Annotated in this window: 22 protein-coding genes and 1 tRNA gene; 15 read left to right on the forward strand and 8 right to left on the reverse strand. The window is 42.8% G+C overall.

Annotated elements, in window-relative coordinates:
• Positions 1-34 precede the first annotated feature (34 nt).
• The 5 genes from ARCPR_RS01825 to ARCPR_RS01845 all read right to left on the reverse strand — a co-directional run bounded on the left by ARCPR_RS01825 (position 35) and on the right by ARCPR_RS01845 (position 4,072).
• Complete coding sequence (locus ARCPR_RS01825; protein ID WP_012939770.1) at positions 35-1,066, reverse strand: SufB/SufD family protein; 1,032 nt, start codon at positions 1,064-1,066, stop codon at positions 35-37.
• Positions 1,048-1,803, reverse strand: coding sequence for a Fe-S cluster assembly ATPase SufC (gene sufC, locus ARCPR_RS01830; protein ID WP_012939771.1), 756 nt, complete (start codon positions 1,801-1,803; stop codon positions 1,048-1,050). The genes ARCPR_RS01825 and sufC overlap by 19 nt, the downstream gene beginning before the upstream one ends.
• A gap of 40 nt (positions 1,804-1,843) precedes the next feature.
• Positions 1,844-2,314 (reverse strand): metallophosphoesterase, encoded by a 471-nt coding sequence (locus tag ARCPR_RS01835; RefSeq protein WP_012939772.1) that lies wholly within the window; start codon positions 2,312-2,314, stop codon positions 1,844-1,846.
• Positions 2,315-2,675: 361 nt separating this feature from the next.
• Positions 2,676-3,242: a DUF447 domain-containing protein gene (locus tag ARCPR_RS01840; RefSeq protein ID WP_012939773.1), complete on the reverse strand. Its 567-nt coding sequence runs from the start codon at positions 3,240-3,242 to the stop codon at positions 2,676-2,678.
• On the reverse strand, positions 3,239-4,072 hold the full coding sequence (locus tag ARCPR_RS01845) for a triphosphoribosyl-dephospho-CoA synthase (RefSeq protein WP_012939774.1): 834 nt from the start codon (positions 4,070-4,072) through the stop codon (positions 3,239-3,241). The genes ARCPR_RS01840 and ARCPR_RS01845 overlap by 4 nt, the downstream gene beginning before the upstream one ends.
• Positions 4,073-4,328: 256 nt before the next feature.
• On the opposite strand from ARCPR_RS01845, the gene ARCPR_RS01850 reads away from it, so the two are divergent.
• Entirely contained in the window at positions 4,329-5,357 is a 1,029-nt protein-coding gene (locus ARCPR_RS01850) for a bis-aminopropyl spermidine synthase family protein (protein ID WP_012939775.1), read from the forward strand.
• A gap of 1 nt (position 5,358) precedes the next feature.
• A complete protein-coding gene (locus tag ARCPR_RS01855) occupies positions 5,359-5,832 on the forward strand; it encodes a DUF1947 domain-containing protein (protein WP_012939776.1) in 474 nt (157 codons plus the stop codon).
• Position 5,833: 1 nt separating this feature from the next.
• On the opposite strand, the gene ARCPR_RS01860 is transcribed toward ARCPR_RS01855, so the two are convergent.
• Together ARCPR_RS01860 and ARCPR_RS01865 are read right to left on the reverse strand one after the other, a co-directional pair.
• Entirely contained in the window at positions 5,834-6,331 is a 498-nt protein-coding gene (locus ARCPR_RS01860) for an amino acid-binding ACT protein (protein ID WP_012939777.1), read from the reverse strand.
• A gap of 13 nt (positions 6,332-6,344) precedes the next feature.
• Positions 6,345-7,484, reverse strand: a complete 1,140-nt coding sequence (locus ARCPR_RS01865; RefSeq protein WP_012939778.1) for a TraB/GumN family protein — start codon at positions 7,482-7,484, stop codon at positions 6,345-6,347.
• 102 nt (positions 7,485-7,586) lie between these two features.
• On the opposite strand from ARCPR_RS01865, the gene ARCPR_RS01870 reads away from it, so the two are divergent.
• Together ARCPR_RS01870 and ARCPR_RS01875 are read left to right on the forward strand one after the other, a co-directional pair.
• Entirely contained in the window at positions 7,587-8,837 is a 1,251-nt protein-coding gene (locus tag ARCPR_RS01870) for a phenylacetate--CoA ligase family protein (RefSeq protein WP_012939779.1), read from the forward strand.
• A 39-nt stretch (positions 8,838-8,876) separates the two neighbouring features.
• A tRNA-Leu gene (locus ARCPR_RS01875) sits at positions 8,877-8,961 on the forward strand.
• Between the two features lie 245 nt (positions 8,962-9,206).
• On the opposite strand, the gene ARCPR_RS01885 is transcribed toward ARCPR_RS01875, so the two are convergent.
• Positions 9,207-9,938 carry a hypothetical protein gene (locus tag ARCPR_RS01885; protein ID WP_012939780.1) on the reverse strand — a complete coding sequence of 244 codons (732 nt, stop codon included), beginning with the start codon at positions 9,936-9,938 and terminating at the stop codon, positions 9,207-9,209.
• A 984-nt stretch (positions 9,939-10,922) separates the two neighbouring features.
• Between ARCPR_RS01885 and ARCPR_RS01890 the strand changes: the two genes are divergently transcribed.
• The 11 genes from ARCPR_RS01890 to purM all read left to right on the forward strand — a co-directional run bounded on the left by ARCPR_RS01890 (position 10,923) and on the right by purM (position 21,241).
• Positions 10,923-11,486: an MBL fold metallo-hydrolase gene (locus ARCPR_RS01890; RefSeq protein WP_012939781.1), complete on the forward strand. Its 564-nt coding sequence runs from the start codon at positions 10,923-10,925 to the stop codon at positions 11,484-11,486.
• Complete coding sequence (locus ARCPR_RS01895) at positions 11,483-12,595, forward strand: iron-containing alcohol dehydrogenase (protein ID WP_012939782.1); 1,113 nt, start codon at positions 11,483-11,485, stop codon at positions 12,593-12,595. Before ARCPR_RS01890 ends, ARCPR_RS01895 begins: the two co-directional genes overlap by 4 nt.
• 33 nt (positions 12,596-12,628) lie before the next feature.
• Complete coding sequence (locus tag ARCPR_RS01900; protein ID WP_012939783.1) at positions 12,629-13,561, forward strand: DNA cytosine methyltransferase; 933 nt, start codon at positions 12,629-12,631, stop codon at positions 13,559-13,561.
• Between the two features lie 158 nt (positions 13,562-13,719).
• A complete protein-coding gene (locus ARCPR_RS01905; RefSeq protein ID WP_012939784.1) occupies positions 13,720-14,703 on the forward strand; it encodes a 3-isopropylmalate dehydrogenase in 984 nt (327 codons plus the stop codon).
• Positions 14,704-14,730: 27 nt separating this feature from the next.
• On the forward strand, positions 14,731-15,363 hold the full coding sequence (gene npdG, locus ARCPR_RS01910; RefSeq protein ID WP_012939785.1) for an NADPH-dependent F420 reductase: 633 nt from the start codon (positions 14,731-14,733) through the stop codon (positions 15,361-15,363).
• Between the two features lie 64 nt (positions 15,364-15,427).
• Entirely contained in the window at positions 15,428-17,047 is a 1,620-nt protein-coding gene (locus ARCPR_RS01915) for a glutamate synthase-related protein (RefSeq protein WP_012939786.1), read from the forward strand.
• Between the two features lie 221 nt (positions 17,048-17,268).
• Positions 17,269-18,711: a type I glutamate--ammonia ligase gene (glnA, locus tag ARCPR_RS01920; protein ID WP_148208654.1), complete on the forward strand. Its 1,443-nt coding sequence runs from the start codon at positions 17,269-17,271 to the stop codon at positions 18,709-18,711.
• Between the two features lie 131 nt (positions 18,712-18,842).
• Positions 18,843-19,166, forward strand: a complete 324-nt coding sequence (locus ARCPR_RS01925; RefSeq protein ID WP_012939788.1) for a hypothetical protein — start codon at positions 18,843-18,845, stop codon at positions 19,164-19,166.
• 32 nt (positions 19,167-19,198) lie between these two features.
• Entirely contained in the window at positions 19,199-19,591 is a 393-nt protein-coding gene (locus ARCPR_RS01930) for a secondary thiamine-phosphate synthase enzyme YjbQ (protein WP_012939789.1), read from the forward strand.
• Positions 19,585-20,241 (forward strand): 16S rRNA methyltransferase, encoded by a 657-nt coding sequence (locus ARCPR_RS01935; protein ID WP_012939790.1) that lies wholly within the window; start codon positions 19,585-19,587, stop codon positions 20,239-20,241. The genes ARCPR_RS01930 and ARCPR_RS01935 overlap by 7 nt, the downstream gene beginning before the upstream one ends.
• A gap of 7 nt (positions 20,242-20,248) precedes the next feature.
• Positions 20,249-21,241, forward strand: a complete 993-nt coding sequence (purM, locus tag ARCPR_RS01940; protein WP_012939791.1) for a phosphoribosylformylglycinamidine cyclo-ligase — start codon at positions 20,249-20,251, stop codon at positions 21,239-21,241.
• The last annotated feature ends 15 nt before the right edge of the window (positions 21,242-21,256 follow it).

A 21,256-nucleotide genomic window follows, 5' to 3' on the forward strand; every position in this document is an offset into this window, starting at 1 on the left:
AAGACTTTAAAGAACTTTTCATACCTCGGTAGGATTATATCAGAGCCTTTTCAACCAGCTCAATCGCCTTATCTATTTCCTTCTTCAAGACTTCGGGCAATCCCTTTATATCTATCTCCATGAAACCTCTTATTATCAGAGATATAGCTTCATCTCTGCTTAAACCGCGAGTCATCAGATAGAATATCTCATCTTCGGCAATCTTACCTATAGCCGCTTCATGGCTTAAATCAACGTTCGGATTTCTAGCTTCAAGCTCGGGAATGGCATGAATGATACCGCCACCGAGAATCATTCCTTTGCACTCCAGATGCCCCTTTACACCTTCAGCGTTTCCTATGATGTGCCCTCTTGCAACGATCTTTCCTCCCTTGCTTATACTCCTCGAAATTATCTCAGCCGAGCTTCCTTCGCCGTTCAAGTACACTCTGCTACCAAGATCTATCTCAGAATCTTCAAATCCTACTATGACGCTGCTGAAAACAACTTTTGCATTTTTATCGAGGTATGCGGTAGGGTAGGCCTTTAAATACTTAACAGGGCTGAGAAGTACGTAGTTGCTTATGAATGTACCATTTTCTTCAACCTTTATCGCAGTTTTCGGTAGAACTTCATTTTTCTTCTTCCAGTTGTGTATCATCGTAAAAGTTACCTTTGCGTTCCTTTTAACGTAAAACTCTGAAATTCCTAGGTGTAATCCAGAAAGTCTTTCAGATGTACAGCCAGTTATCAAATTAAGCTCGGAATCTTCCTCCGCTATTACTATGTTGTGAACTTTCTGACTCTTAACTCTTTTAAGATAGAGGCAAGCTTCTACGGGAAAATCAACCTTAACTCCCTTTGGAACCCTTATGAAGTATCCATCGAATTCTCCCTCCTCCCTTTCAATTAGTTTCCAACTGTAATCCTTAAGCCATTCGTACTTCTCAAGTGCCTGCTTTGTGCTCATCACTTCAACATTCCTAGCGAAGCTTATGGTTGGCTTGTCGTCAACCATTAGGAAGCTTGCAGATCTCTTTGAAGGATCTCTTTCAATTCCAACTTTTTTCAGAGAGTCCTCAGGCATCTTTTAACACACTCCTCGTATCCGTAATTTTCAACTGTCTTCAAAATGTCGTAAGGATCACCAACACAGGCAATCCTGCCTTTGTACATTATTACGCCGTAGTCTGCATCGACGTATTTTAGAATATGACCGGTATGAGTTATTATTATCCCCGATTTAGTCCTCTCCTCTTCCGGCTTGTCCCTCTCAAGCAGCTTACTTATAGCTTTGCCTATGACAGCTATATTTTCCAAATCTACTCCACTATCGGGTTCATCCAGCATGGCAAATTCGGGATTCATTAGCAGGAGTTGTAGGAGCTCAGATCTCTTGACTTCGCCACCAGAAAAACCAACATTCAAATCCCTATCGAGTAGGTTTTCCATCTTCAGCATCTTGACGTATTCTTCTATCTTGTCTTCGGTACCACCGAGCTTAGCACAGTGCTTGATCAAATCCCTTAACTTTACACCGGGAATCTTCGGAGGATTTTGATACGATATTCCCAACCCCATCTTCACCCTTTCATCGGGACTCATGTTTGTTATATCTTTTCCTTTGAATATAATTCTTCCATCATAAATCTTGTACTTGGGATTACCAGCTATAGCCATGAGCAACGTAGATTTACCGCTACCGTTCGGTCCGAAAAGAGCGTAAGTCTGACCCCTTTGGATGTAGAGGTTAACATTTTGGAGAATTTTCCTACCATCCACTTCAACGCCTAAATTTACTATTCTGAGTATCCCTCTGTCCATCGGGTGTTAGGGGAAGTCTAAAACATAAAAGGTTTTTGAATTAGAACTCGACAACGCTTACAACCCCATCCTCGACTATCGCAAAAGTTCTTCTACCAGTTAGATAACCGCAGATCTCGCCCGGGTTGATTATGATCTTGTTCTCAACCCTCTCAACCTTGACTTCATGCGTATGTCCCAGCACAAGATACCTATGATTTGTTTTCTTCAGAATCTCGACTATTCTTGCATCGGTTCCATGATAAACGACACCCTCCGGAAACTCAACAATTTCTCCTATAACCCATTCGTTATCCTCTGCAATTTTTGTCAACAGCCTCTTTTCTCCATCGTTGTTGCCGAATGCGAAGTAAATCTTCTTCCCCAAATTCTTGAGAGCCTTCATTGCAAACGGAGCAACAATATCTCCCGCATGGACGATGAAGTCAAATCTTTCGGATTTTAACGCGTCGATCAAATCTCTTATAGCTTGCATGTTGTCGTGTGTGTCGGATATTGCCACGAACTTCATGCTATGAAGTCTGGGAATCTGATAATAACATTTTCACAGCAGACCAGTTTTTGGATCAAGCTTACAGAGCGTCGCTAAGAAAGCCTCGCTCTTCAGAGCGGGGATGAATTAGGGGAGGAGGGAGGGGGAGGTTGGTGGAGCGTTAGTTTTATAAAGCCTCGTTCTGATTTATCGATGTCGGGTGGGTAGGGAGGGTCAACCAAGTCCCCGCAAGGGGAACTATAGCCCACCTCTCCGCCTTGCGGACAGGTGGGTTTAACGGGGTGCTGACCCACCCCGTGTATATCCGATGAGGAGCGAGGCTGAGGATATGCACAAACCTCCCCGCAAGGAATCCTCGCACTTCAGTGCGGGGAGGAGGTCAAAGACTTAAGTGAGGGTATAGTTTTCTCAGATAGCTCCACATAACTTCTAAAGCCTCCTTTTCTCTCCTTCCACCACACTTCTCTACAATTTCAGCATAATACCTTACCTTCTCGATAAGTTTGGGATTTTGTTTCAACCTTGTCGCGTGAACCAAAGCCTCTATGAGAGCGTTGAACCCCCTATTTACTGCTCTAAGTCCCTTTCTCAAAACCTCTCCCCTTGAAAGCTCCAAGTCCACCCAACAATTTTTCAAGTTAGCTTTGAACTGGCACCAAGCTAAGGCACCATTTATTATTGGCGGATCTGAGCTTTCGAACCAATCTTCGCTTAGATCGTCAAATGCTGAAATTGTAAAGACGAGTGGATCGTGTACGATGTTAACGTAGAGTGTACCCTTCTTCAGATTTTCTCTGGTGTGTGAGGGGTATATTCTCAGCTTTGCGAACGTACTTTCTGGATTCTCAACTATTATACCGAGAGGAGCGGTGTTTATCCATTCTCCTATTGTTATCCCTATAACCTCGTTTATTCCGTCCGTAAATCCGAAATCTGAAAGTTTCAAATCAATCCCTCCTTCAGAGCAAGATATATCGACGAACAGGTTAAATCTGCAATGCTGCCCGGGTTAATCCCCCTTTTAACGAGCTCTTCATCAAATTTCCTGACACCCTCCAAGCTGAATTCATCTAAGAATTCTTCAGCCCTTTCCTTAACGTAGTATGCTGTATCTAAGCCGTGCTTAGCAATTACGAGTGGATCTAAATGCTTGGATAGGAGATAGATATAGGTATAGACTATCGCTTCGTTGAGGTTTCCACATTGCTCGTAGCGATTTCTGAGAATTGTACATCCTTCCAAACTTCTCCAGTATCTTTCAACAAGTTCCCTCGCAACCACATTCTCTTTTGGAGACTTCTCCAGCCAGTGATAGAGATTCACTTTCTTTTCGAGAATCTCCTCCTTAACTTTTTCTCCCCTCAGATCGAGTTCTTTAACTTTCATAACCCTTGGTTTGCATATCCTGAAGGCGGACAGAATTGCTAAGGAGTCTTCGTGAGTAGTCTTCTTGAGCTCATCCTCGACATCATCTACCTTTCCCCCACACCATATCAGTGGAATTAGTAGGAAAAAAGCTCCGAAGTGAACGTTGGTTCTGCAAATCTCGTAAGACCTAACAACCGCGTTGAAGAAGTTTGTCCCTATACTGCCCCTCCTATTCATACAGTCTTCAAAGGCGGGATAAGCTGAAATTGCAGATAGAATGAAGTGCTCGAATTTCAGATCGGAAAACTCATGCTCTCTGTCTACATTTCCCGGCTTAGGATTTGCGGATACTTCTAGCAGCAAACTCAAAACTCCCAGCTGTGCATCGTTCATACTTTCAAATGGCATAAGAAACTTAAAGTTAAAAAAATTGTGTGCTTGCTACTCGATCACCGAACAGACCGAATTCAATGTGATTTCCCGTCTCGAAGCTTTTGGAGAGAAAAGGAAACCTTTTGAGAGTTATGAGGATTTATGATCAGACTCAGAATTCGCACCTCTTGTAAATATAAAGTCATACTTTCTCGACTTGGATTGTGTGAAAGATGCAAAAATTGGCTGGTTTAAGAAACATTTAAATTACCCTCGAAATTAGGCAACCGCTATGATGAGAAGAATCAAAAATCAGGTTCTTCAAGCCCTTTACAGAAGGGAAATGAGCGTTTACGAGCTTATAGACGAGCAGGATGCCAGCTTACCTGAGTTTTTTGAACTTATACAGAGTATGGAGAGGGAGGGTCTGATAAAGGTTGAGAACGGTATGATAAGTCTCACTGATAAGGGTTTAAAATTGTGTGAGGAGTTGGGCGTAAAGAAAGTTGAGAAACTCACGTGTGACTGTTGTGAAGGGACGGGATACGCGATAAAGGGGATATTTGAGAGTACGCTTAAAGAGTACTCCGAAATTGCTAAGGATAGGCCAGAGGCCATAGAGGTTTACGATCAGGGTTTTATAAGCTTGGATGGAGTTATAAGAAGAGTGGAGTTCCTGTTTGAAAGGGGAGACTTGCTTAAAACTGAAATCTTCGTCGTTGGAGATGACGATCTTTTCAGCTTAGCTTCAGCCTTAACTGGTCTCCCGAAGAGGGTTTTTGTAGTTGATATCGACGAAAGACTAATAGATTTTATAAATAAGAAAGCCGACGAGTACGGATTGCCAGTTGAAGCTCAGGTTTACGATGTTCAGCAGGCGTTTCCAGAGGAGTTAAAAGGCAAGTTTGACGTTTTTGTAACTGATCCAGTGGAGACGATACCGGGATTGAAGCTGTTCCTCTCGAGGGGAGTATCAACTCTTAAGGGTGTAGGCTGTTCGGGTTACTTCGGTTTAACGACGCTTGAGGCTTCACGAAGAAAGTGGTACGAGATACAGAAGATGATTCACGACATGGGGTTCGTAATTACGGATATCAGAAGAAAGTTCAACGTATATCCGCAGGACGAGAAGAACTTCTTCAGATTCCAAGAGAAGTTGCCGATAGTTAAGAAACTGGGTGCTAAGGTCGATTACAACTGGTATAAATCGAGCCTTTACAGGATAGAAGCTGTAAAGGAGCCTAAGCCTTTGGTTGAGGGAGAGATGAGAATAGACGAAAAAGTGTACAAGGACGAGGAGAGCTGGGCAACCCCTTACTGATATGAAGCGCTACAGACTTAGAAAGAAGGATTCCAAGGCAATTTCAAAATTTTTTGAAGAGAACTACAAAATTTCGATTAAGGGTGATATGGAGAAATTCGAATTCGATGATATCAGCATTATAACGGTTGATAACGAGCCGATAATCCTTGAATACGAGGGGAGGTACTATTTTACGGTTTACGGCGTAATCAAGTTTAAGCCTGAGAAAGGTAAGGTCGTTGTGGATGAAGGAGCTATGCCCTACATAATGAAAGGGGCAGATGTAATGAAACCCGGGATTGTTGAGGCTGATGAAAGCATAAAGGCTGGAGATTTCGTCTATGTTGCCGTGGAAAAAAAGATGACACCTATTGCCGTTGGGATAGCTCTGGTTGATGGAATTGAGATGAAAGGAGGTAAGGGTAAAGCTGTGAAGAATATCCACCATCTGAAAGATAAAATTTGGAACTACTTCTTTGTTTCGAAGAAGTAATTCAGCTTATCACTATTTTCTGAACTCCATCGACCTTCAGAAACTCATCCACAAGCCTTCCCGGTATCTTTCCGTCTGTAACTATTGTAAGCTTTGACTCTACGCTTAGCTCTGGGTCTTCTGCAAGTATGAACCTTATCGGAATTCCTTCTTTCGCAAGTATTGAAGTTATACCGGCTACTATCCCAACCTTATGGCTTTCTGCATAAACTTCCAAAACACCAAAACCCAAAATCCTCGCGACTTCGGTTATGTTTGCCACTGGCTTCAGCGAAGAAAAGACTTTTCTAAGCTCTTCATCGCTCTCTATGTTCTGAATGGCGGAAACGACAACCTTTCTGTCAACATCCAGAGCTTCCGCAATCTTTGTCGGCACAAGCTCTATCTTATCACAGTAAGCCTTTCCATTCCTAACTGAGATACCCAACCTCAAGAACTCTTTTGCAACGACTATCTGAGAAGGATACTTCTCAAACTTCTCGGCAATTTTGCGCCACATGACGAAAGTATTGTTAAGGGATTAAAAGTTTCCTTATGTCTATTCCTGTCATCTGAAGAACCACGTATGCACCGTATATTGTCCCAATTATACTACCGATGTTTGTCAAAGCTGCAACGAGTAAGACTCTAAAGGCCTTATTTCTCCAAAGGTCTTTAAGTGAGCTTGCGTTTGAAAGACTTATCAGATCGTCAACGCTTGGTTTTCTCATCTTCAGCTCGACATAGCCTGAGACCCAGCCCGCCGCTACTAGAGGATTTATAGACGTTAGCCAAGCGCATAGAAAAGCTGCAAGTATAGACAATGGATGAGCTAACGCAAGGGTTGCGCCTAGAGCTGAAAGCGTTCCGTTTATGAGGAACCAATACATGAATGCCTTGAGAGCCATTTCGCTTCCGAGCTTTGTCAATATGTATGCAAACGTTCCAACGATTAAAGCCGATAGAATCCAACCGAAAGCCTTGGAAAGGCTGAACTTGCCCTTCTTAACCTCCAAAAGTTTTTCAATAGGAGGGAGCTTTTCAGGATTTTTCAAGTAACCCTCTATACCCTTCTTGTGACCAGCTCCAACAACTACAACTATTTTGTTGTACCTCTCACTAACTCTGATTATGTTGTAAGCCATGTAGGCATCTCTTTCATCTATCAAGACTTCTCCAGCTTTCGGACTTATCTTTCTGAACTCCTCGATAAGGGAATCGACATTGCTCGCAACGTCTTCAACATCTTCCTTACTGAAGAGCCCTTTCAAGATATTCCAACCGAACTTCAGTTTCTCAAAGAAACTCATCTTCTGCCAGAGCCTTTGAAAGGTAATGCCAATATCTCTATCTATAAGCAAAACGTCGGCTCCCAACTCTCTCGCTTTCTTTATGGCAGTTAGCATCTCCTCTCCCGGTCTTACCCCTGTTTCTTCTCCAATTTTTCTTTGAAAGTAAGCCAAAACAATTTGAAGTAATGCGAGAGAGATGTTACCACTCTTTAAAACATCTGAAAGCGATATGCTTTGGACATTATTGATTAACGCGTTGTACCTCCTAGGACAGAGTTCTACAGCTACAGCATCCGGATTAACTTCTTCTATAACTTTATGAACCTTTTCTACGCTCTCTCTGAGTACATGAGCTGTTCCAACGATGTAAACTTCAGCCACAGTTCAACTTTACTCACACTATTTAAACGATCTCTTTCTCAAAATTTATGACTAATCCCACAAAATGGGAAAGGTTTATATACTCTGAATCGAACGCACGTTATGAGACTTCTCCTCAAGGCTGAGAAGGGAGTGAAAATGAGTAGAAAAAAGATAGAGGAGATCAAGAACAGACGTTTTAGGAGAATAGTAAGATACGTTTATCAAAATTGCCCGTTCTACAGGAGGAAGTTCAAATCTGCTGGTATCGATGTTGATAAGATCAGGAGCGTTGAAGATATATCCAAGTTACCCTTCACAACCAAACAAGAGCTTAGGGAAGCTTATCCGCTTAAGATTCTATGTGTTCCGAAGGAAAAGGTTGTTAGAATTCAGATGAGTGGTGGAACGACCGGACAGCCGGTCATAATTCCCTACACACGTAAGGATGTTGAACAGTGGAAGGAGATGATGCTTAGAGCATTCTATATAGCCAATATAACTTCTAAAGACGTAATTCAAATAACTCCAGCTTTTGGCCTGTGGAACGGTGGATTTGGCTTTCATTTCGCTGCAGATGCAATAAACGCTTTTGTAGTTCCAATAGGACCCGGAAATACGAGAAATCAGCTGAGGTTCATGAGAGATTTCGGAACGACGGTGCTGTGCTCAACGGCAAGCTATCCTCTCAGACTCTTGGAAGTTGCAAAAGAGATGGGAATCGATCTAAATGAGCTGGAGCTTGAAAAAATGCTGTTAGGAGCGGAACCTTGGACTGAGGAGATGAGGAAGATTATCGAAAGAGAATTCGATGTCATTGCATATGACATACCCGGTTTAACCGAGATGGGTGGAGTTGGAACTGTCGGATTTGAATGTCCGGAGAGAATGGGTTTGCACATGTGGGAGGACAACTACATTGTTGAAGTAGTCGATCCTGAAACTGGAGAGGTCTTGGATGAGGGGGAGGAAGGAGAGGTTGTTTACACAGCTTTGAACAGGGAAGCAATGCCACTGATAAGGTACAGGAGTGGAGAGGTGTCAGCTGTTGTTAGTAGAGAACCTTGCGAGTGCGGTATCGAGCACATGACGATCAGGAGAATTAGAGGTAGAACTGACGATATGATAATCTACAGGGGCGTTAAGTTCTATCCGGCGGATGTCGAAGAGATTCTTGCAAGCTATGGAATTACTCAGTACAGAATAGTTCTAGACAGTAAGGTAATTGTAGAGTTTGAAGGTGACGAAAGCCTTGTTCTAAAGCTGGCGAGAGATTTTAAAGAGTTCTTGGGATTCAAACCGAAGCTCGTAGCTTTGCCTTTCGGAACTCTTGAAAGATTTGAAGGAAAGGCTAAGAGACTGGTCAAGTCTTGATCGAAAGTGTTAAAATCGCAAAATCATTTAAACCTTTAAGCGGGGGTTGCCGAGTCAGGTCAAAGGCGCGGGATTTAGGGTCCCGTCCCGTAGGGGTTCGAGGGTTCAAATCCCTCCCCCCGCATGCAATTCCAATAAAATCCAGTACGAGCAGTTTGTTGAGAAAATTGAGCTGAAAGCTATCTCCGATGAGGAAAAGAAAAGATATAAGGCCTCCGTTTTGAAATTTTTAGAGGCGATTTTATACGATCTTGAAGATAAAAGAGTTATTAATTATATAAACAGATTAAAAAGCAAGAAGGAGTAAACAATCGATACGAGCGTTTTCTAAAGGAGAGAATATTTAAAATGGGCTTCGTAAGTGTAAAATCATATCCGATTATGTCTTCTGAGCGGTTTTAGGTATTTCATTTCTAGCTCAAGCAACAGTTGAACTCCTGCCACGAGTAGGGAGAGAGCCGCGAGCGCTAAAAGAAAACAAGAGTGTGGGATTGTATGGCTGACTCTGTGAATTCCGTAGAGACCAACGAAGCTGAAGGCTATGCACGACGTTTTCACGGGAGGTACAACATCTACAGCATCGACGAGCGACGCAAGTTCTTTATGGATCTTGAGGAGATAAGCTCCCAAAACCAAACCAATCAAGGTTATAGAAGCAACGAAAGACATGATCACCACTTGCACAATGGTCTCGAAGTTCGACAAATATATGCGAATATACTCGTCAACTTCCCTCGCAACGAGGTGAAGAACTGCAAGGTATATCAAAAACTCGAAAGTATCCCTGTTAATTCTCAAAGCTCCAACGGATTTGAAAATGTGGAGCAGTCGAACCAGTATAACTGCTTCAACGATCATTAAGAGGATTAGACCATGGAGCGTGTGATACGTCGGATCGATGCCGTAAAACATGGTCAATATCCCCGTTACACCCTTGTATATCGCTGTTACCACCAGAAGGAGTATGCACACGGCTATATCTCTGGGATTAATCGCTCTTGCGTCTATTTTGGCGCTCAGAGATGAGTAGGCTACAGCCGAAAGTGCAACAACTATCAAACCCATCAAAGCTGGGAGTGTGTCAGCTATAATCAAATTCATGGATGGATTCAGCGATCTTACGGGCTTAAAAGTTTTATTCCTTTTTCAGGTGTGTCTTTTGAGATTGCACTACAGATTGAATTAAATTCTTCCATGCTTAGAAGTTTGAGTTCAACAGCCTACAACGTTGAACTTATACTCAAGTTCAATTCTTGAGCGTGATTACAGAAGCCCTAAAAATTCTTCATGCCCTCTTTCAGTTTCGTAGAGGTTGAAGAATTTCTAAGAAACCTAAACCTTGGACTAGGCGGAAGTTTAATTCGTAGCCGCTGTGGTAGCTTTACATTTCTTTTTTCTTGGCGTTTAGATTTTGGTGTGGAGACTTGTCCTGAAATAAAATAGATATAGGTTGCGTTTTGGTTAGGAGGTAGGTAGTTAGGAAGTGGGAGGATGTTTTGAGGTACCCTTCACGTTTTATGTGAGCTTTTTTGTTCCTGTCATTTTTGACATCTTTTGGTATTTTCTGTCATTCATTATTCTTGCCATACCCTTATGCAATTACACTCCGATAATATTCCTTGCAACACTTAATAGAAAAATCTGTCTCGAGCAATGGATTGCTTCGAAAGACATTTAACGTTTAACTAAGTTGACCTCCTCCCCGCACTGAAGTGCGAGGATTCCTTGCGGGGAGGTTTGTGCATATCCTCAGCCTCGCTCCTCATCGGATATACACGGGGTGGGTCAGCACCCCGTTAAACCCACCTGTCCGCAAGGCGGAGAGGTGGGCTATAGTTCCCCTTGCGGGGACTTGGTTGACCCTCCCTACCCACCCGACATCGATAAATCAGAACGAGGCTTTATAAAACTAACGCTCCACCAACCTCCCCCTCCCTCCTCCCCTAATTCATCCCCGCTCTGAAGAGCGAGGCTTTCTTAGCGACGCTCTGTAAATTCTTCCGATGATGATTCGGTTCTCGTCTGAGCGGTGATGAGAGCCTTCGGTTCTGAAAAATTTTATATCTCGGGAGATAATCTAAAAACATGAAGCTTAGATGGTTGGGTAACTCGTGTGTTGAAATAATAGACGACTTGCACACAGTAATTGACCCGAACTACGTTATTGAGCCTGAACCTGAGATCGATTATGTTCTCGTAACACATGAGCACAACGATCACATAGATGTTGAAAAGCTCAAAAGCTTGAAGTATAAGCATCTCGTCGCTCCAGAATACACTTTAAAGCTCTATAACCTTGAAGGAATTAAGGCTGAGGTCGGTAAGGAGTTGGATGGTATAAGAATTCTGCCGAGCTGGTGCTGGAAAGCTGAAGAATCTGTAAGCTATTACTATAAGGGAGTTCTGCACAGCGGTGATTCAGCCAAATTCCCAGACGTTAAAGATGTCAAAGTTGCTTTCACAGCATGTTTCCCAGATTTCTACGATGATTACGTCAGGGAGATGAAGAGGTTAAAACCTGAGTTAGTCATTCCGATACACTACGACCCAGAAAGGAAGTTGAAGAACGCCGAGGGGCTCGTGGAGAGGTTGAGAAATGAAGGGATAAACGCGAGGATAGTTAAGATAGGAGAGGTTGTAGAGATATGAAGAGCTTCGAGCTTAGGTATGCTTACACTCATCTTTACTTTGGACTGAACGCTGTTGAGAAGATAAGAAATCATTTGAACAGTGTCGAAAGGGTAACCATTGCTACTGGAAAGCAATCCGCAAGAGTCAGCGGAGCCTTAAAAGATGTTGAAACAATTTTAAGAGATTTGGAAATAGAATACGAAGTTTTCGATAAAATTAAGGCAAATCCAACAGTCGAAATTGCGGATGATCTTGCCAAAGTTGTTTGGGAAAACGGAAGTGACTGCATAATAGCAATAGGCGGCGGTAGTGTAATTGATACGGCTAAGGTTTCCTCTTGCATAGCTCTGAGCGGTGGAAAAGCTGAAGAGTATCTAAAGGGTAGGAAGGCAAAAAGGTACCTTCCACTCCTTGCAATAAACTTGACTCATGGAACTGGGAGTGAGATAGACAAATTTGCCGTCCTAACGCATGAGAGAGAGAAGATAGGAATTTCCATTAGATATCCAGATTTCAGTTTCGACGATCCGAAGTATACTTTAACTCTACCAAAGGAGCAATCGATTTACACGACGATAGATGCATTCTTCCACGCTTATGAAGCTGTAACTGCAAAAACTACCAATCCGTTCGTCGAGACCTTAGTCTTTGAGTGTGCGAGGATAATAGGTGAAAATTTGCCTAAAGAACAGAAGCTTGAGGAAAAGTACAATTTGCTTTATGCCTCCATGATTGCCGGAATAGCCTTAGATATGAGTCCAGCACACATAGTTCATGCGATAGAACACGCTCTGAGCGGAATTAATCCCAAGCTTGCGCACGGTTGCGGATTGGCCTTAATAGGTCCAAGAGCTATATACTGGATTCACAAACACTCCGAAAATTCTGCCAAGATTTTGAGATGTCTTGTGGGGAGGGATGTAAGTTCAGCTGAGGAAGCTGAAAAAATCTTCAGAGAATTTCTGAACTCTATCGGATTTAATGAAAGATTGAGTGATTACATCGGTAGAGATGATTTCAAAGACGTCGAGAAAATAGTTTTCGGACCTTTGAAGTATCTATTGAATCGTATAGATTTCGAATTCACTAGGGAAATGCTTTACGACATCCTTGAAAGGAGCCTATAATTTTTATAGCTCAAACTTCCCCACTTTAATTCTGTGAATGTAGTTGATGTGTTCGCTGGATGCGGAGGATTTAGCAGAGGCTTTAAGGAAGAAGGTTTCGAGTTAGTCGCTGCCATCGAGAATTTTAAGCCCGTGGCTGAAACTTACAAAACAAACTTTCCCGAGGTAGAGGTCATAGTTAAAGACGTTAAAGAAGTTAGAGGATTTGATGTTGAGAGAATTTGTGGAGATGTCGATGTTTTAATAGGATCTCCGCCTTGCGAACCCTTCACATCTGTAAATCTTAGGAGGATGAAAAAGCCTGAAGACAGATTGTATAAGGATAAGAGGGGACAACTCGTTCTCCACTTCATAAGGCTTGTTAGGGAACTTAAGCCGAAGGTTTTCGTCATGGAGAACGTTCCTCAGATTTTGGAGATTAGGAATGCGATAGAGAGAGAGTTTCGCAAAATCGGAGTTTACAGAGTTTACTTCAACGTTTTGAAGGCTCAGAACTACGGAAACCCTTCGAAGAGAACGAGAGTCTTCATATCGAATGTGCCTATAGATGAGAAGCCTGCTAAAAGATATGTCAAAGTTGCAGACGCTTTAAGAGATTTGCCACCGCTAAATACAATTCCAAATCACGAGGAAATTAGGATTTCGAAATCGAAGCTTGAGAAAATAGCTATGCTTAGGTGGGGTGAAAGCCTTGTTAAATTTGGAGGAAGATTTGAAAACTGGCTTAGGTTACACCCTTACAAGCTGGCTCCGACAGTAATGGGACACTCAAGGTTCATACACCCATTTGAGGATAGGCTCTTAACGGTTAGAGAACAGGCTAGGCTTATGGGTTTTCCAGATGATCACGTGTTCTTAGGTGGCAAGAATGTCCAGTTCGACATGGTTGGTGAGGCAGTTCCAGTTCCACTTGCTAAAGCTGTTGCCAAAGAGATTAAGCTAAAGATTTCGGAGATGGAGATTTAACCTTTTTTAGCGTTGAAACTGCTCTTTTCTCAACAGCGAAGGGGCTGGGAATACGATTTTTCTTTTGAAGTGAGTGAAGATTCAAGAACTATTGCATTGCAATATTTGTTTATTATAACTTTGAGTAAACGTTTAAAATCAGATCACAACTTTCACGCATGAAAAAGATCGTAGTCATACCGGGTGATGGGATTGGGAAGGAAGTTATCCCAGCTACACTTCATATACTCCAAGGACTTGATCTCCCATTCGAATACGTCTACGCTGAGGCAGGAGATGAGTGCTTCGAAAAGTACGGCACTCCCCTACCAGAAGAAACCCTAGAGCTTTGTAAGGAGAGCGATGCAATCCTATTCGGTGCAGTTGGTGAGACTGCTGCCGATGTCATAGTTAAGCTTAGGCAGGAGCTGGATTTGTTTGCAAACGTAAGGCCAGCAAAGTCTATGAGGGGTGTTAAGTGTCTGTACGATAATGTTGACTTGGTTGTTGTGAGAGAGAATACTGAATGTCTCTACAAGGGTTACGAGTTCGATGTTGGAGATTCAGCGGTTGCCATGAGAGTTATAACGAGAAAAGGTTGCGAAAGGATCGTTAAATTCGCCTTCGAGTTTGCTAAGAGGGAGGGGAGAAAGAAGGTTACGGCTTTGCATAAGGCGAATGTGCTTAAGAAGACTTGCGGTCTTTTCAAGCGAACATTCTACGAAATCGCTAGAAACTACGATATAGAAGCCAACGATTATTATATAGATGCTGGATGCCTTTACTTGGTTACAAAGCCTTGGATATTCGATGTGATAGTCACGACGAACCTCTTCGGTGATATTGTCAGCGATCTGACAGCTGGCTTAGTTGGAGGTTTGGGATTGGCTCCCTCAGCCAATATAGGTGAAAGGTACGCCTTATTTGAACCAGTTCACGGAAGTGCTCCAGACATAGCTGGAAAGGGTATAGCAAATCCTACTGCCACCATACTTTCAGCTTGCATGATGCTGAGACATTTAGGATTTTCCGAAGTTGCTGAGAAGATCGAGAAGGCATTGAAAAAGGTTATTGCCGAAGGAAAGACTACGCCCGATTTGGGCGGTAACTTAAAGACGATGGAGTTCGCTGAGGAAGTCCTGAAGGCCTGTAGAGAAGTTTAATATACTCCAAAACTTTCAGGATTTACGATGATAATTTCAATTGTGGGCGGAACGGGTAATCTGGGAAAGGGCTTGGCTGTCAGACTTGCTTTAGCCGGATACAAGGTAGTTGTTGGCTCTAGAATGGTTGAAAAGGCTGAAGAGAAGGCTAAGGAATATAGCAAGCTCTGTGGGTGTAAAATTGAAGGTCTATCCAATGATAAAGCTATAGATATTTGTGATGTGGCTATCCTTACTATACCTTGGAAAAGTGCTTTAGATTTTGTAAAAAATTATAGAGATTCCCTTTCCAAGAAGATCGTAATTTCTCCAATAGTTCCTATGGTAAAAGAGGGAGAATTTGTTTATAAGCCTCTTAACGGTTCGATGGCTGAGAGCATAGCAAAGATTTTGGGTAATAAAGTTGTTTCGGCTTTTCAGAACATTCCAGCAAAGAGATTTTCAAATCTCAACGAAACTCCAGAGTTTGATGTAATAGTCTGCGGAGATAACGAAGAAGCTAAGGCAGTTGTCATGGAAATCGTGAACAGCATTGAGAGGCTTAGAGCTTTAGATGGGGGCCCTCTTTCAAATTCTCGAATTGTTGAGAGCCTCACTCCATTCCTAATAAACCTCGCAAGTAGAAATGGATTGAAAGAATTGGGTGTAAAATTCGTCTGATGAAAAATGATAAAAATGAAAAATGATGAAAAAAGTTAAATAGAATGAGGTTTCGGGCGTGGACATGGAGAGGGTGCTTAGAAACTCGTCATATCTGAATGCGATGTCTACAACATCTACAAGGACTAGAGTACGTGATGTAAATCCACAAAGCGGAATGTGTCCACTTTGTATAAGAGAGTGCCCCTTCCTTTGTGAAATCGGTCTATCGGCATTTAGAGGTAGAGAAGCCTTGTATCCAGACCCCCAGTACTTTGGAGACAGTACCGCATCCGGTTTAAAGGACTACGGCCTTGACTGGTCTCACATCCAAATACTACCAAGGCTTAGAGGAGCTGAGGGTATAGAGCCCGATCCAGACAAGATGCTGTTCCCTAAGGCATCTGTAGAGACAGAGATTGGTGGAATAAAGCTGAAGATGCCAGTAGCAATAGGTGCTTATGGTTCAACGGATGTTGCGAGGAAGTACTGGGACGGTATAGCCATTGGTTCGGCCCTTGCTGGTGTTATACTCATCATTGGAGAGAATGTTTGTGGTGTAGATCCAGAATCGACATTCTCCAACGGTAAGGTCGTTAGATCGCCAGAGATGGAAAGGCGTATTAAGCTCTTTAGAGAGTTCTGGGATGGAAAGTATGGAAACATCGCCGTCCAGACAAACGTAGAGGATCAGAGAATTGGTGTCGACGAGTACGTCATTTCAAAGCTCGAGGTGGATATAATTGAACGAAAGTGGGGTCAGGGTGCTAAGGCTATTGGTGGTGAAATTCGTGTATATTCCTTGGAGAGAGCAATCGAATTGAAGAAGAGAGGTTATCTTATCATCCCAGACCCAGAAGATCCGGAGGTCCAACAAGCGTTTAAGGACGGACTGTTCAAGTCTTTCGAGAGGCACAGCAGAGTAGGCTCACCTAGAGCTGCCGATGTCATTGAAGATGTTGAGAGGCTACGTGAAATGGGTGCGAAGGTTGTAACGATAAAGACCGGTGCCTACAGGCCCGTCGATGTTGCTTGGACTTTGAGAGTTGCGTCTGAGGCTAAGGTTGATTATGTAACGTTTGATGGTGCTGGCGGTGGAACGGGAATGTCGCCAGTACCTATGATGAATGAGATGGGTGTCCCAACTGTCTATCTGGAATCTTTGATTCTCAAGGCGCTACTTGCCCTGAAGAAGAAGGGTAAGTACGTGCCAGATATAAGCATGGCTGGATGTTTCATCAACGAGACCCAGATATTCAAGGCGATTGCTATGAGCAACTTCGACGGAAAGCCATTCGTAAAGACTGTTACGATGGGCAGAAGCCCACTTACGGCTGTAATGAAGGCCTCTTACTTCTGCGAGCTTGCAAGTCAGGGCAAGCTACCGAGAGAGTTTGCGAGAAGATTCGGTGAAACTCCAGACAAGTTTTTCATCCTCGCCGACGAATTGAAGGCAAAGTACGGAGACAAGGTAGGAAAGGAAATTCCGTGGACGGCTGTTGGCCTCTATACGTATCTGGACAGGATAAAGGAAGGTCTGAAGCAGCTTCTCGCCGGAGTGAGGAAGTTCAGGATCGATCTGATCGACAGGAATGATCTAGCATCGCTTAAGCCGCTCGCTGCAGAGGTTACGGGAATACCAATGGTTCACGAAGTCGACAAGGAGCTGTTCGAGCAAATACTCGACGCCAGTACGATTGAGTAAATTTTTAACTTTCCTTTCTTTCTATTCTTGAAGAAAATTCCAATTGGTGGATAACCTTACGGTATCTTGTAAAGTTAACTGCGTTAGGTTTAAAATCCATTTTGATTGATTTTTATTAATTTGAAAGATATTAATTATATCTGTAAAGTCTTGAAGAATTTTTCATTATCTTGAGGGGAAGATAGCAAAATTTATATGACTAGTTCATGACAGCTAAACACATGGATGTAAGGGAAGTTCTTAAAAGGAACAATATTAAACAAGTATTGTGCGCGTTCTCTGATATTAGAGGATATTTAATGACTTTCTCAGTTCCTGCGAGAGAATTTATTGAAGGAAACGCTTTAGAAGATGGGATAGGGTTCGATGGGGCATCCATTAGAGGTTTCAAGACTATCGAGCAGAGCGATATGGTTTGGAAGCCGGATCCAGAAACGTTAAGAATAGTTCCTTGGATAAATGATCCCATTCACAAAACAGCAATTATATTTGGTGACGTTTACGAGGCTGGCGGTGAGAATTTAGCTGACTGCGATCCGAGAGGGTTCGTAGCTAAGAGCTTGCAGAAGAAGTTGGCTGAAGAAGGCAAGTCGGTTATATTGGGGCCAGAGATAGAGTTCTTTGTTTTCGAAAATTTGGATCCTATGTGCTTGGCTTGGGATTTGTGGACATCTCCAAACGGTGGTGCTGGAGATTCGTGGGGGCCGCCAAGGGTGATGCCGAAAAGTCCAGAGCTTACGCCGGGTAAGAACTTCATAATAAGGCCTAAAGAGGGTTACTTCAGACCCCCTCCAGAAGATACAACCGTAGAATACAGAAACGAATTGGTGCATTACTTGGAGCAGATGGGTGTAATAGTGGAATACCACCACCACGAAGTCGCTACCGCTGGGCAGGTAGAGTTGGACTTCAAACCGATGGGATTGGTTCCAGCTGGTGATGCATTTTACATCTACAAGTTTGCGGCGAAAAACTTAGCAGCAATGAGAGGATGGATAGCAACTTTCATGCCGAGGCCGCTCTACTTGGACAACGCGAGCGGTATGCACGTTCATCAAAGCCTCTGGGAGGGAGAACCGTTTAAGGGCAAGAATCTCTTCGCCGATCCGGATGATGAATTTGGCTTAAGTCAGAAGGCAAGATATTACATCGGCGGTTTACTTGAGCATGCTAAGGCTTTGACGGCGTTATGCTGTCCTACAGTAAACTCTTACAAGAGACTCGTTCCGGGGTTTGAGGCGCCAATATACATCTGCTGGAGTCCGGGGAACAGATCGGCATTGGTTAGAGTTCCAATGTACTTGAAAAAGCCTTCAGCTATTAGAATAGAATACAGAGGTGCAGATCCAAGTTGCAATCCTTACTTGGCATTCACTGCGATGATTGCAGCGGGTTTGGATGGAATAAAGAAGAAGATCGATCCTGGTGATCCGATAATGAAGGATGTTTACGAGCTATCCCCTGAAGAAAAGAAGGAATTGGGAATTGGCGAGTTGCCAACTACGCTCAGAGACGCTTTGGATCATCTGGCGAGTGATGAGGTTATTCAGAAAGTATTGGGATCGCACATCTTTGATTCCTTCATGAGCATAAAGATTGACGAGTGGAATCAGTACTGTCTGTACATCACTCCTTGGGAGTATATGAAATATATGGATATTTAATAATTTTTATATCATTTTTACTTATTGCTCTTTCTATTGTTCCAACATTCAAAAGCTTTAAAGGAAATTTAAATTTTATATAACAAAAGCATTAAATATTTTGTGGACATAGATTTGTTTGGGTGATTTGTATGGGTGTACACAGGATAACGAGCGAAGCTGCTAAGTATTACGCTAAACGGGAGAAAATTTTGGGCATCGGTGTGTCACTTCTCGGCCTTGCGAGTGAGAAGTTAGATGAACTTACGAAGGAGCAGTTCGAGAAGTTGGGTGACTTAGCTTCCATGTTACTTCCTCACGCACCAGGTTACGCTGGAAAGTTGATTCCGATAATTGCAAGACTCTTCTGGAAACTCGCTGGAGTGAAGGAAAAGGAGTTCAAATACGTTGAACTCGACGAAATTGAGAAGTATATGGAGGAGTTAAAGAACGAGCTAGGATTGCAAGTAGAATAACTTTAATTTTCTTTTGTAAAGAACAAAACATCATGATAGAGATAAAAACGAGCAGGAGGGTTGAAATTGTTGATATAACCGACAAGGTTAGAGAAATAGTCGACAAACATAGCGTTAGGGATGGAATCGCTGTCGTATACACTAAACACACAACAACTGCCATAATAATCAACGAAAACGAGTCGGGTTTGAAGGAAGATGTTATCAGTGTCCTCGAAAAGCTTATTCCGACAAACGCTGGATACATGCACGACAGAATTGATAACAATGCTGATTCCCATTTAAGAGCTATTCTTTTAGGAAATTCAGTCGTAATCCCAATTACAGACGGAAAGCTAGACTTGGGAACTTGGCAGAGGATCATGTTTGTTGAGCTTGACGGTCCAAGAACGAGGAAGGTTATTGTAAAGGTGATACCTTGCTGAGAATTGTTTTCGTCGAGAGTTCGCTCGAAACAGTTCCAAAATCGATTGCCAAGCATCCAGCAATACTGAGCGATGCCAGAAGGAGGAAGAAGAAGCCTACTGAAATGATTTTAGACGATTCTAGACATCATACGGCCATGAAAGACTTGGAAAACAGAGAAAAGAGAGGTAGGCCAGATATAATTCACCAATGCTTACTTTTAGCTCTAGATTCACCTATTAATGACTTGGAAGTTTACGTTCACACGATAAACGACGTGATGATTTGGATAAACAGAAAAACAAGGTTACCGAGAAACTACAACAGATTTATTGGCTTGATGGAGGATTTATTCAAAAAGAGGGAAATAAAAGCTGATGGCGAAGTCCTGCTGAAAATCGTAGATTTGAGCTTGGAGGATGTTTTAAGGGATTTCAGGGTTGTTGTCATGAGCGAGAAAGGGGAAAGGAGAGAAGTTAAGCTTGAGGGTTGTGCAGTCTGTATAGGAGCCTTCCCTCACGGTGACTTCGATGAAAAAACGGTTGAAGTTTTCAGAAAGGTTGATGCAGAATTCGTTTCGGTTGCAGATAAGCCTGTAACCGCTCTGTATACGACTTGTTGGGTTGTGGGGCATGTGGGAGTGAAAGCGTTAAATCCTTTGCGAGATTAAGGCTGTCATGGAAAAGTTCAGCTACGCAAAGGCTGGTGTAGATATAAGACAGGAGGAGAAGGCAGTAAAATCGCTCGTTAGTAAGATAAAGTACGTAAGGCAGGGTTTTGGAAAGCCGATTCTGATGGGGCACTATGCGAGCGTTTTAGATTTTGGTGAAGTTGGCGTTGCTATAACTACAGATGGTGTTGGAACAAAGATAATCGTCGCTGAGAAGCTTGGAAAGTTCGACACAATAGGCATAGACTGCGTCGCCATGAACGTTAACGACTTACTTGCTATAGGGGCTGAGCCGATTGCTATGGTTGATTACATTGCCACTTTCAATCCCGATGAGAGAGTTATGGAGCAGATTGCAATTGGATTGGAGAAGGGTTGCGAAATTGCAAACATAACGCTCGTTGGCGGAGAAACGGCAACACTGCCAGATCTAATTAAGGGCTGGGATTTGGTTGGAACTGCGATAGGTGTTGTTGACAAAGATAAAATCATAACTGGCAAGGATATTCAGGCTGGGGACGTTATATTCGGAGTTCCTAGCAGTGGAATCCACAGCAACGGCTTAACTCTTGCGAGGAAGGTTATAGAGAATGCTGGGCTAAGTTATCACGATAAATTTAACGGAAAGACTATTGGAGAGGAGCTTCTAACTCCTACAAGGATTTACATTGAAATTTTAGATGTTGTAAGAAACTGCGAAGTTCACGGCTTAGCCCACATAACTGGCGGTGGATTGCTGAACCTTAAGAGATTGAAGAATGTTAAATACGTAATCGATGACCCGCTAAAGCCTCAGAAGATCTTTAGGTTCATTCAGGAGCTCGGAAAGATCGATGACGATGAGATGTACAGGACATTCAACATGGGTATGGGGTTTGCGATAATTCTGCCTGAGGAAGAGGTAGACTGCGTTAAAAAATACGTTGATGGAAAAGTTGTGGGATTCGTTGAAGAGGGAGAGGGTGTATACGTTAAAGACATGAGAATCGATAAATTTTAATTTTTTACTTTTCAA

This window comes from Archaeoglobus profundus DSM 5631 (assembly GCF_000025285.1).
Classification (GTDB): domain Archaea; phylum Halobacteriota; class Archaeoglobi; order Archaeoglobales; family Archaeoglobaceae; genus Archaeoglobus_B; species Archaeoglobus_B profundus.

Excerpts from the sequence above, each read along its gene's own strand:
- ARCPR_RS01845 (WP_012939774.1), bottom strand. The coding sequence starts at position 4,072 with ATGCCATTTGAAAGTATGAACGATGCACAGCTGGGAGTTTTGAGTTTG.
- glnA (WP_148208654.1), top strand. The coding sequence starts at position 17,269 with ATGGATGTAAGGGAAGTTCTTAAAAGGAACAATATTAAACAAGTATTG.
- ARCPR_RS01860 (WP_012939777.1), bottom strand. The coding sequence starts at position 6,331 with ATGTGGCGCAAAATTGCCGAGAAGTTTGAGAAGTATCCTTCTCAGATA.
- ARCPR_RS01925 (WP_012939788.1), top strand. The coding sequence starts at position 18,843 with ATGGGTGTACACAGGATAACGAGCGAAGCTGCTAAGTATTACGCTAAA.
- purM (WP_012939791.1), top strand. The coding sequence starts at position 20,249 with ATGGAAAAGTTCAGCTACGCAAAGGCTGGTGTAGATATAAGACAGGAG.
- ARCPR_RS01885 (WP_012939780.1), bottom strand. The coding sequence starts at position 9,938 with ATGAATTTGATTATAGCTGACACACTCCCAGCTTTGATGGGTTTGATA.
- sufC (WP_012939771.1), bottom strand. The coding sequence starts at position 1,803 with ATGGACAGAGGGATACTCAGAATAGTAAATTTAGGCGTTGAAGTGGAT.
- ARCPR_RS01895 (WP_012939782.1), top strand. The coding sequence starts at position 11,483 with ATGAAGAGCTTCGAGCTTAGGTATGCTTACACTCATCTTTACTTTGGA.
- ARCPR_RS01850 (WP_012939775.1), top strand. The coding sequence starts at position 4,329 with ATGATGAGAAGAATCAAAAATCAGGTTCTTCAAGCCCTTTACAGAAGG.
- ARCPR_RS01870 (WP_012939779.1), top strand. The coding sequence starts at position 7,587 with ATGAGACTTCTCCTCAAGGCTGAGAAGGGAGTGAAAATGAGTAGAAAA.
- ARCPR_RS01855 (WP_012939776.1), top strand. The coding sequence starts at position 5,359 with ATGAAGCGCTACAGACTTAGAAAGAAGGATTCCAAGGCAATTTCAAAA.
- npdG (WP_012939785.1), top strand. The coding sequence starts at position 14,731 with ATGATAATTTCAATTGTGGGCGGAACGGGTAATCTGGGAAAGGGCTTG.
- ARCPR_RS01930 (WP_012939789.1), top strand. The coding sequence starts at position 19,199 with ATGATAGAGATAAAAACGAGCAGGAGGGTTGAAATTGTTGATATAACC.
- ARCPR_RS01890 (WP_012939781.1), top strand. The coding sequence starts at position 10,923 with ATGAAGCTTAGATGGTTGGGTAACTCGTGTGTTGAAATAATAGACGAC.
- ARCPR_RS01915 (WP_012939786.1), top strand. The coding sequence starts at position 15,428 with ATGGAGAGGGTGCTTAGAAACTCGTCATATCTGAATGCGATGTCTACA.
- ARCPR_RS01825 (WP_012939770.1), bottom strand. The coding sequence starts at position 1,066 with ATGCCTGAGGACTCTCTGAAAAAAGTTGGAATTGAAAGAGATCCTTCA.
- ARCPR_RS01835 (WP_012939772.1), bottom strand. The coding sequence starts at position 2,314 with ATGAAGTTCGTGGCAATATCCGACACACACGACAACATGCAAGCTATA.
- ARCPR_RS01905 (WP_012939784.1), top strand. The coding sequence starts at position 13,720 with ATGAAAAAGATCGTAGTCATACCGGGTGATGGGATTGGGAAGGAAGTT.